The sequence below is a fragment of the Neorhizobium sp. 05N33 genome, from assembly GCF_056397445.1.
Genome location: NZ_JBFTNK010000033.1, coordinates 1 through 10,987, shown reverse-complemented (window position 1 = coordinate 10,987; position 10,987 = coordinate 1). Strand labels below are relative to the sequence as shown.

Genomic DNA, 10,987 nt, shown 5'->3' with positions numbered 1-10,987 from the left:
CTATTTTGCCGCAGGCAAAAAGCTCTCAGGACGACGGTTCCCGTCGCCTGTACAACGCGGGGTGGAGCAGCCCGGTAGCTCGTCAGGCTCATAACCTGAAGGCCGCAGGTTCAAATCCTGCCCCCGCAACCAACGTACACTCTCGAAAAGCCCGGCAATCCAATAGGTTACCGGGTTTTTGCTTTCTGTGCGTACAGGCCCATTGGCGCGTAGATTAAACAAAATCAATGATTTAGCTGTGTAGGTTCAAATCGTGGGTACTACACCCCGCAACCAGCACAGTTTTGCAGTTTCCTTGCTGTGGCAAGGCCCGGATATGTGGATCTCAATGTGAATGAGCATGGGGAAAGCAAGATAGGCTTTCATCCCTCCGGAAATGTTGCAGCAAGCAGCGCTTGACGAATAGTCAAAGCAAATGTCCAAAGTTTAAAATTCTCCTGTCCGGTTCAAATTCATAGTTGCCGCAGAAGAAGGAAGGGATGTGGCCGCGAGCCGCCCCCGATCTTTCAGGACTCCTGCATTGGATTGGCAATAAATCGCTGTCCGTGGCGCGCCGTTATCTCTGACGTCGCTGGATATAAGTCTGGCGTTGGAGCTGCAGCCACCTCAGACACCGAAAAAGAGAAGCCCTGCCGAAACTATGAAAAAACGGCACAATCCTCGTCGTCCATTTTTGATGCTCGCCCTGCGATCTCTGCGAACGCCTCTTGGAAGATGATGAGCTTGCGCGCCTGCGCCATCGCGTATTCCGTATAGAAACCGTCCGAAATCCAGATGCGCGAGCGCCCGCGACGGCCATTCCAGCCTAAGCCGCCGATCGATTCCGCTTCGGCGAACTTGCGGCTGGTATGCGCCCGTGAAAGCGCTAGGAAATCGGCGAGATGCGAGATCGATCTGACATCCGTTAGGTAGCCGCCAGGCCGCGATGCGTGTCGGTCGATGCCCGCGACAAGCCGGTCCATCAAATGCCCGCCTGCGTCGGTCCAGGCGAAGATCCGGTAGAGCGGCCCCGGCCTTCGTATCTCGGGGCTCGCCAGGAGGCGATCGCCTATGGCCGGCGCGAGAAGCGGAAGCAGCCGTTCGGGCGCGCTGCGAAAGCGACTGCCCCTATCTCCCCCGTCGATACAGTCGAGAGCGGCAAGATGCACCTCGTACCACCCTCCGAGTACCAGTAGGGCTGCGGGCGCAGGCACCACTTCCCCCGCGCGGCTCTCTTCGGGCGCGGGAAGGACTAGGCCGTACTTCAGAATTTCGTCGAAGAAGGCATAGGCGGTGTTGCGGCTGGCAATGCTGTGCTGGACCGCGAGATGCCCGATGGCCCTTCGCGACACGCCGGGTCCGCCAGCCCCTGCGGCGCGAAAATGCCGAGCGAGCGCTGCCTGGGAGAGCAGCCAGCGCTGCTGCGAGGCGAATAGCGCCGATGGACGCGGCGCGGCGACATGGCTCGCGATGAAACTCTGTGCCAGCAACGCGATCGCATCGCCAAAGGCTTCCGCCGCCATCAGACCGTCGATCCCGCTTGCTTCCGGCAGAAGGTGGAAGCGCCGCTCAAACATGGACGTCACAGCATGACACTCGAGCGATATGGAGCCATGACAGACAGATCTGCGCTCCCTTTTTTTGTCAGGCACGGTCATTCCCCAGTCATGCATCACCAGCCGCCACCCTGTGACCCGTTCGACAGATAGCCGCGATGCCGGCGCAACGTCCTGAAGGCCAGCCGGCAGAATTCTGAAATTTCCTGATTCTTTTCTGAAATTGCCCACCTGCACCGACCGCGCCATACCGTCCCCACACGCCCGACCCCACCGGTTGACGGCTCTGCCGGGTGCTCATTATGGTGCGCCCTATTGTGTAAGGGCGTGGAGGGCACTTGTTCTTATTTTCGGGCTTCGTTTTGGATCCGGACCGTGCCGAACTGCGCGCGCCTGACGGGTCCGTGACCCGGCTGCGCCCGAAAGCCTTCGAACTGCTGAAACTGTTTGTTACCAACAGCCATCGCGTGCTCGGCAAGCAGGACTTGATGGACGTCGTCTGGCCCGGCATCCATGTCGGCGAGGACAGCCTCTTCCAGTGCATCCGCGAAATCCGCACCGCGCTCGGTGATAGCGAGCGGCAGATGATCAAGCTGGTCTCGGGCCGAGGCTATCTCTTCGCCGTCGATGTTACCCACGGACAGGAGCGCGAGACGGCACTACCGCTCCCGCAAACGGGGAACCAGTCCGGCGCAAGGCTGCGCCGGAGACTTCGCACCGTGGTGCTCGCTAGCCTCGGCGTTCTAGTTGTAGCACTCCTCATTCTCTTCAACCGTTCCTATCTTTTCCAACAATCTCGGCCCGTGCTGGAAGTGCTCCCGGTCGCCGATGCCTCCGGTAGTCCCGAGGGTGTGGCCCTGTCCCGCAGCACCACCGCCGAGCTGGTCGGCGGCCTTTCCAAGATCGAAGGCATCGATCTCGTCGCAAGCGAGGGATCGAACACCCGTGCCTCCTACCAGGTGCAAGCTGATCTGCGCAAAACTGGATTATCCTGGACCATTCAGGCGCGCCTCATCGATGTTGCCAGCGGCGAGATCCAGACGGTCGCCGAGATATCGGTGGACGCCGGGGAAACCGATCCACAACGTCTCCAGTCCCGCCTTACGGCGGGCGTCGGCTATGCGCTGGCCGTCCGGATGAACAATCTTGCTGAACGAGACAGCACGCACCGAACCGGCGGCGCGGATATCGCGATCCAGCAGGCCGTCGCGTCGATCAACCAGACGACGCGTGAGCGTTTTGCAACGGCGCGGGAGATCCTTGAGACATATCGTGCCGCCGATCCTGGAAACGTCGACCTGCGAGTGGCACTTGCCGGCCTGCATCTGCGCGCTGTGCAAATGGGCTGGTATAACGCCGCCGAAAGCGCCGCCGCCGAAACCGATGCCCGCGCCTTGCTGGAAGATGCTTTCCGGTCGCGACCGCAATCCATAGCCGTGCTGGGTGCATACTGCCGCTTGCTGACGGCGACCAACCAGGTCGCCGAAAGCCTTGTCGCCTGCGCGCGTGCGCTGACACTCAATCCCTGGGACGGCGCGGCGCTCTATCAGATCGGTCTCGCAGAGGTCCAACTCGGCCGCTTCGAGGATGGGCTGCGGACATTCGCCGAGGCCGACCGCTTCGATACGCCGGCTGTCTCCCGTTGGACCTGGCTGCTCGGGGCTGGCTGGGCGAACCTGCTGCTCGATCGCAACGCAAAAGCAATCGGCTTGCTGGAACGCTCGATCGCCATCACTCCTGGCTCCGGCCGCTCCTACATGCTGCTGGCGACCGCCTACCGGCGCCTCGGCCGCAAGACGGAGGCATGGGAAGCGTTCCTGAAAGGCATGGCGCTACGTCCCGACTTCACCGTCCGCACTCTCCCCCTGTCGCGTCGCAACGCGAGCGACACCTACCTCGTCGCCACCCAGGCCGTTTTGCGAACGCTTGTCGAAATCGGCCTGCCGACCGGCGATCCGCGATAGACGCCAGATACCGTTTGGCACTAAGGCGGCAACGATCTGCGACCCCTGCATGATCGCATAGGTTCCGACATTGTTCGGCAGCAGTCCGTCCAAGCAACCCCTGAAGCATAGCAAATCGCGGATGCCGGTTCACGGGCAGTCAAAAATGGACGCAGACAATCACGGAGAATTTTCCTAGCTCTTGGGCGGAACAGGTTCCCCGAACGCCCTGTTCTCGCGATTGCGGGCAAAATAGCCGCTCCACGGACGGATTCTGCATGGGTCTGCGCTGAGTGAGCAGCGCGACTTTTGTGGGTTGTCTAGGGCGTTGCTGGGCTCGCCTTCGATCGCCGGGGGAAGCGTGCGGGGAAACAGGCAGGTCGAGGTGAATTTTGATTTCGAGATGTGACGATGTGCGGCGGGCCGCGTTGCTCGCCGGAACGGCGATCATGCTGTTTTCGGTGGGACCGGTCCTGGCGCAGACCGCCTCGCAAGTGACGCCGCAGACGTTTGAACCAAAATTGCAGAAGCAGGCGCGCGGTATCGTGATTCCCGAAGGCGCGGAGCAGGTCGCACCCGCCGGTGCGGAAAAGCTCGACGTCCATATCGGGAGTGTCGTCGTAGAAGGCGGCCTGCCGGCGCTGACGGAAGACACGGCGAAGCTGAAGGCGGAACTTGCCGGCAAGACAGTCACCGCTGTCGATCTCTTCGCCGCCGCGAGCCGTTTGCAGGCAGCCTATGCCGCAAAAGGCTATCCGTTGGTGCGCGTTCTCCTGCCGGCGCAACGCCTCGTTAACGGCGCGACTTTGCGCATCGCCGTCATCGACGGTTTCCTGGAAAGGATCGACACCTCGCATCTGCCGGACAACATCCGTGAACGCGTCGCGAAACTGCTGGCGCCGCTGGTAAGTAAGAAAAGCATCACCAATGCCGAGATCGAACGACGGGTGCTGCTGGCCGGCGACCTGCCGGGCATCGTGCTGCGCTCTACCCTTTCCAGGGGGACGACGGCTGGCGGCAGTGTGCTGACGATCGAGGCCCGTTACAAGCCGGTGCTCTTTTCTCTCAACGCGGACAACCGTCAGTCGGACCAGCTTGGCAAATATAATACGGGCATGGGCATCGACTTCAATTCGGTGTTCGGTTTCGGGGAGCTTATCTATCTGCGCGCTTCCGGCGCTCCGCGCTTCGACGGCGACACCGATTTCTTCTCAGGAGCGCCGCGCAACCGCATGCTGGCCGGCGGCGTCACCCTGCCGCTCGGCAATGATGGACTGAGCCTCAATCTGGAGGCGACGGTCTCGCGCACCGCGCCGGAAGCTGAGGCTGGCAGCATTGTCTTCCAATCGGACTTCACCCGCTATTCCGCCAAACTCAACTATCCGCTGATCCGGTCGCGCAACCTGACGCTTAACCTGACAGGCGCATTCGACGCGCAGCAGGAGAAACTGAGTGCCATCAATCTCGGCGGCGTTGCTCTATCAAAGGACCGGCTGCGCGTCCTGCGAACCGGGGCGGACCTCTCCTGGTACGTGTTCGGTGATTCTCTGTTCTCGGCCGGGCTGACCGGCTCCTTCGGCATCAACGGTCTGGGTGCGCGCAGTGCTGCGGATGCTGCCGCCAGCGATACGCCGCTGTCGCGGCAGGGCGCTGCCGCCGACTTCCAGAAGCTTGAACTCACGCTTGGCTATCGCCAGCCGGTCGCCGAACACCTGACCTTCGATCTGGCCGCCAAGGCACAGACCTCCTTCGGCCAACCGCTGCTCAATTCCGAGCAGATCGGCCTTGCCTCGACCTCCGGCCTTTCGACGTTCCCCTCCGGCCTGATGCAGGGCGATGACGGCTTCGTCGTCCGCGCCGAGGCGCAGTTTCCGTTCACCATGCCGTTCAGCCTGCCGTTCGCGCTATCCGCCTTCCCGGCGCAGCAGGGCACCAGCCTGCCGGCGGATGGGGCGGCGAGTGGCGCCTTCCTCGCCTCACCCTATCTGTTTGGGGCCTATGGCGGTGTGCGCCTGCATCAGCCGACCGCATTGGAAGCAGCTTGGACACAAGGGGCGTCGTATGGGGCAGGCTTGCGCCTCGGCGCCGCCGAGCAGGCGAGCTTCAATTCCATGACCCTCAGCCTCGAATATGGCCGCACCGAGCGCTTCGGTGATGGTTCAAACGACAATCGCTTCACGCTCTCGGCAGCGTTCCAGTTTTAGGACCATCGCCATGCTGCACGTCAAAGACCACCGCTCCATCGTCCGCCCCGTCCCCACGAGGACCCGGCTCATCGTCCTTCTTGCCTCCACGGCACTGGTCGGGGCCAATCCGGCCTTCACCCAGTCCCTGCCGACGGGTGGAAGCGTCGCGGCGGGCAGCGTGACGATCGGCACGCCGTCAAACGGCACGCTGACGATCAACCAGACGAGCGCGAACGCCGTCGTCAACTGGCAGAACTTCAATATCGGCCAGGGCAATGGCGTCACTTTCATCCAGCCGAATGCCTCCTCGGCCATCCTCAACCGCGTCATCGGCTCGACCACGACGACCATCGCTGGCAGTCTCACTGCCAACGGACAGGTCTATCTGGTCAACCCTAACGGCATTGCCATTACCCCGACGGGGACGATCAATACCGGTGCCTTCGTCGCCTCGACGCTAGGCATCTCCGACGACGACTTCATGGCCGGCAAGCGGACGTTTACCGGCAACGGCGCATCCAGCTCCGTGACCAATGCGGGCACGATCACCATCAATCGGAGTGGCTATCTCGCCTTGATCGGCCGCTCGGTCGAGAACTCCGGCGTGATTACCGTGCCGATGGGCAAGGTGGCGCTTGGCTCGGGCGAGCAGGCGACGCTCGATCTGGCCGGTGATGGATTCCTGCAGGTGGCGATCCCGACAACGGCCGCGGGCACGAAAGCGCTCGTCTCCAACAGCGGCAAGATCTCCGCCAATGGCGGTACGGTGCAGCTTTCGGCCGCCGCCGCCAGGGACATGGCGCGTCAGGCGGTCAACATGTCCGGCACGATCGAAGCCAAGGGCGTTTCCGGCAGGAGCGGCGACATCACGCTCACCGGCGGTGACGGCGAGGTGGCGATCTCCGGCACGCTCAATGCCAGCAATGCTGCCGGCATCGGCGGTAAGGTCACGGTGACCGGGCGGTCGATCAAGCTCGCTTCTGCCAGGGTGAATGCTTCCGGCAAGAGCGGCGGCGGCACGATCAATATCGGCGGCGAGCGGCAGGGTAGCGGCACCTTGAAGCACGCCGAGACGCTGACCGTCGATGCCGGCACCGTCATCAATGCCGATGCAATCACGACCGGCAAGGGCGGCAATGTCGTCTTGTGGTCGGACGATCTCACGCAATTCGAAGGCCTGATCACCGCCCGCGGCGGTTCGCTCTCCGGCAACGGCGCCGATGTGGAAGTCTCCGGCAAGGCGCTACTTTCCTATACGGGCTTTACCGACCTGACGGCGGCTAATGGCGCTTTCGGCAATCTGCTGCTCGATCCGTATAACGTCACGATCTCGTCGGGCACTGACAGTAATTCGTCCGGCTTCACCGCCACCGGCGACGACAGCGTCATCAATGTCAGCACGCTCGAGGCCGCACTCGCGGGCGCCAATGTCACTGTGACGACCGGCGACGGCAGCTCCGCCGGCTCGCAGGCCGGCACGATCACGGTGGCCGATGCGCTCTCCTGGAGTGCGGGCACCACGCTCACCCTCAGCGCCGCGTCCGACATCGCGATCAACGCCGCCATCACGGCTTCGGGAACCAGCGCCGGGGTGGTGCTACAAGCCGACAATTCGGGCACCAGTACGGGCACGGTCTCCTTCGGTGCGGGTGGTTCCGTCAATCTTTCCGGATCGGCCTCCACGGCAAATATCTACTATAATCCCGCCATGTTCGGGACCGCGACCGATTTCAGCGGCAATGTCACGGCAAACAGCCTCGTCGCCTATCAGCTGGTAAACAATCCCACCGGCCTCCAAAGCATCCAGGATCACCTCACCGGAAGCTTCGCGCTCGGCAAGGATATCGACGCCTCCGACACCGCCAACTGGAATTATGGCTTTGGCTTCCGATCGATCGGCACCGATGGGTTCCAGGCGCTGAACGGCGGCGCCGGATTTGCCGGCAATTTCGATGGCCAAGGCCACACGATTTCCGGTCTGACGATCGACAATCAATTACTCTATGCCTATACCGGCCTGTTTGGCTATGTCGGTCCAGGCGCGACCATTGCGAATGTCGGTTTGATCGGGGGATCCATCACAGGCGCCCAATGGGTTGGCAGCTTGGTGGGCTACAACAACGGGGGAACCATCACCAACGTCTATGCCACCGGCGCCATCATCGCCCCCAACGGCGGTACATATATCGGAGGCCTGGTGGGTTACAACAATGGCACCATCACCAACGCCTATACCACCGGCGCTGTCGGCGGCTGGGACTACGTCGGCGGGTTGGTGGGTTACAACGATGGCGGAGGAACCATCACCAACGCCCATGCCTCCGGCAATGTCACCATCTTTGATATGGACGCTGGAGGCTTGGTGGGTACCAACTACGGCACGATCACCAACGCCTATGCCACCGGATCTGTCACCGGCAATTCATACGTCGGAGGCCTGGTGGGTGAAAATTATGGCACGATCACCAGCGCCCACGCCACCGGCGCTGTCACCAGCTACCTTGTCTACAGCGGAGGCTTGGTTGGTTACAACGACGGCACGATCGCCGGCGCATACGCGACCGGCGCTGTCAGCGGCTCGGACTATGTCGGCGGCCTGGTGGGTTACAACAAGTCCGGAAGAACCATCACCAACGCCTACGCCACCGGCCCTGTCAGCGCCGGCTTAGGGCTTCATGGCTACTATGCCGGAGGCCTGGTGGGTTACAACGACCACGGAACCATCACCGACGCCTACGCCACCGGCGCTGTCGGCGCCATTGGCGAAGCCGGAGGCCTGGTGGGTTTCAACTATGGTGGAACCATCACCAACGTCTATGCCACCGGCGCCGTCACCAGCACCGGTTCCAGCGGCTCTACTGGCAACTTTGGAGGGCTGGTGGGTCACGACCTTTCCGGCACTCTCCGCAACGTCTATGCCACGGGCGCTGTCAGCGGCACGTATTATTTTGATAATTTAGATAATGGCAAGTTCGGAGGTTTGGTGGGATTCATTGACCATACCACTATCACCAACGCCTATGCCACGGGTGCCGTCAGCGGCACCTTCACCACTAGTCGAAACTGGAACAATTATAATGGCCCCTATCTCGGAGGCTTGGTGGGTGGGAGCGAAGTAGCCACCGTATCATCCAGCTTCTGGGATATCGAAACCACGGGACAGCCATCTGGCGGTGGACAGGTTCAATACCCATATTCTTTTTCCGCAATAGGCCTCACCACGGCGCAGATGAAGGACCCGTTCACCTTTATCAATGCGGGCTGGGATTTCTCGTCTGGCTGGGGCAAATCAACCAGCGGCGCGAACAGCGGCTATATGATGCTGCGCGCGCTCAGCACAGGCCTTTATGACGATTATATCTCCATCGGCAGCGCCACGCGCGTCTATGGCGACGCCAATAGCACCATTTCCGGCGCGGCGCTGACGGGCGTCGGCACGGGCAATGTCTCCCTGAGCTGGGGCAGCGCGGTGGGTGCCGCCACCAATGCCGGCACCTACAATTATTCGGATGCCAATGTCGTGTCCGTGACCGGTTCGCGCACCGCCTATATCGACACCAGCAACGCTTTGATCATCGCGGCCCGCCCGATCACGGTGACGGCGACGTCGGGTCAGAGCTTCAGCTATGGTGACGCGCCCACACTCGCCTACAGCGTGACCAGCGGGTCGCTGGTGAACAGCGACACGCTGTCAGGAGCACTCGCGGGCATCACTAGCTCGAGCGATGTCGGCACCTATGCCCTCACGCAGGGGACACTGTCGGCTTCGTCGAACTACGCCCTGACCTATGTCGGCGCGAATGCGACCGTCACCCAGCGCGCGCTCACGGTGACGACGGATGCTCTGTCGAAAACCTATGGCGATGCCAATCCGGCACTGACCTATACAATCAGCGGCCTCGTCAACGGCGATATGCTCTCCGGATCGCTTTCAACCCCCGCCGGGCAATATTCGGACGTGGGTAACTATGCGGTTGGCCTAGGCACACTCGCTGCATCGAGTAACTATGCGATCACCTACAACACCGCCAACCTGACCATCAATCAGCGTACGCTAGCCGTGACGGCGGACGGGCTCGCCAAGACCTATGGTGACGCCAATCCGGCACTAACTTATACGGTCTCTGGCCTCGTCAACAACGATACGCTCTCCGGTTCACTTTCGACCCCGGCGGGGCGATATTCGGATGCRGGAACCTATGGCATCACCATCGGYACGCTCGCGAATTCCAACTATTCGATCAGCTACACTGGCGCCGATCTGACGATCAATCAGCGGGCGCTCACCGTAACGGCTGATGCCCTGTCGAAGACCTATGGCGATATCARCCCGGCGCTGACTTACACCACGTCGGGCCTCGTCAACGGCGATACGCTCTCCGGTTCGCTTTCGACCCCGGCGGGGCAATATTCGGATGCGGGAACCTATGGCATCACCATCGGCACGCTGGTGAATTCCAACTATTCGATCAGCTATACCGGCGCCAACCTGACGATCAATCGGCGGGCGCTCACGGTGACGGCGGACGCGCTCACCAAGACCTACGGCGATGTCAATCCGACGCTGACCTACACGGCGGCGGGTCTGGTCAACGGCGACACGCTGTCGGGGTCGCTCTCGACCTCGGCAGGCCGCTATTCCGATGTCGGCAACTATGGCGTTACCATTGGGACGCTCGCCAATTCGAACTACGCGATCAGCTACACCGGCGCCAACCTGACCATCGGCCAGCGGGCGATTACCGTTCAGGCGGACGCTGCGTCGAAGACCTACGGTGACGTCAATCCGACACTGACCTACACAACCTCGGGCCTAGTCAACAACGACACGCTCTCCGGATCGCTTTCGACCCCGGTGGGGCAGTATTCGAATGTGGGTAGCTACGGGATCACCATCGGCAGCCTCGGCAATACCAATTACGCGATCACCTATAATGCCGCCGAACTGACAATCACGCCGCGAGCACTGACGGTGACGGCGGATGCGCTATCGAAAACTTATGGCGATGCCAATCCGGCGCTAACCTACACGGTCGGAGGTTCGGGCCTTGTCAACAACGACATGCTCTCCGGATCGCTTTCGACCACGGCGGGGCAATATTCCGATGTCGGCGCCTACGCGATCACGCAAGGATCGCTGGCCAACGCAAACTACGTTATCAGCTATACGGGCGCCAACCTCACCGTGAACCCGCGGGCGCTGACGGTGACGGCAGACGCATTGTCCAAGACCTATGGTGACGCCAATCCGGCGCTGACCTATACCGCGACGGGCCTTGTCAACAACGACACACTTTCCGGATCGCTCACTTTCCGGATCGCT

General features: G+C 61.6%; 4 protein-coding genes and 1 tRNA gene. 4 read left to right on the top strand and 1 reads right to left on the bottom strand.

Annotation, left to right across the window (positions count from 1 at the left end):
• Positions 1 to 55: 55 nt before the first annotated feature.
• Positions 56 to 132, top strand: a tRNA-Met gene (locus AC1DLT_RS30720).
• Between the two features lie 506 nt (positions 133 to 638).
• On the opposite strand, the gene AC1DLT_RS30715 is transcribed toward AC1DLT_RS30720, so the two are convergent.
• On the bottom strand, positions 639 to 1,784 hold the full coding sequence (locus tag AC1DLT_RS30715) for a hypothetical protein (protein WP_477489236.1): 1,146 nt from the start codon (positions 1,782 to 1,784) through the stop codon (positions 639 to 641).
• A gap of 89 nt (positions 1,785 to 1,873) precedes the next feature.
• Here AC1DLT_RS30715 and AC1DLT_RS30710 point away from each other — a divergent pair, with 89 nt between their 5' ends.
• The 3 genes from AC1DLT_RS30710 to AC1DLT_RS30700 all read left to right on the top strand — a co-directional run.
• The gene (locus AC1DLT_RS30710; RefSeq protein ID WP_477489235.1) at positions 1,874 to 3,499 is read left to right on the top strand and encodes a winged helix-turn-helix domain-containing protein; all 1,626 of its coding nucleotides are present in this window, start codon (positions 1,874 to 1,876) and stop codon (positions 3,497 to 3,499) included.
• 428 nt (positions 3,500 to 3,927) lie between these two features.
• On the top strand, positions 3,928 to 5,682 hold the full coding sequence (locus tag AC1DLT_RS30705) for a ShlB/FhaC/HecB family hemolysin secretion/activation protein (protein ID WP_477489234.1): 1,755 nt from the start codon (positions 3,928 to 3,930) through the stop codon (positions 5,680 to 5,682).
• Between the two features lie 10 nt (positions 5,683 to 5,692).
• Positions 5,693 to 10,987, top strand: a 5,295-nt coding sequence (locus tag AC1DLT_RS30700) for an MBG domain-containing protein (protein WP_477489233.1), incomplete at its 3' end; no start/stop codon positions are given.

Excerpts from the sequence above, each read along its gene's own strand:
- AC1DLT_RS30715 (WP_477489236.1), bottom strand. The coding sequence starts at position 1,784 with ATGGCGCGGTCGGTGCAGGTGGGCAATTTCAGAAAAGAATCAGGAAAT.
- AC1DLT_RS30705 (WP_477489234.1), top strand. The coding sequence starts at position 3,928 with ATGCTGTTTTCGGTGGGACCGGTCCTGGCGCAGACCGCCTCGCAAGTG.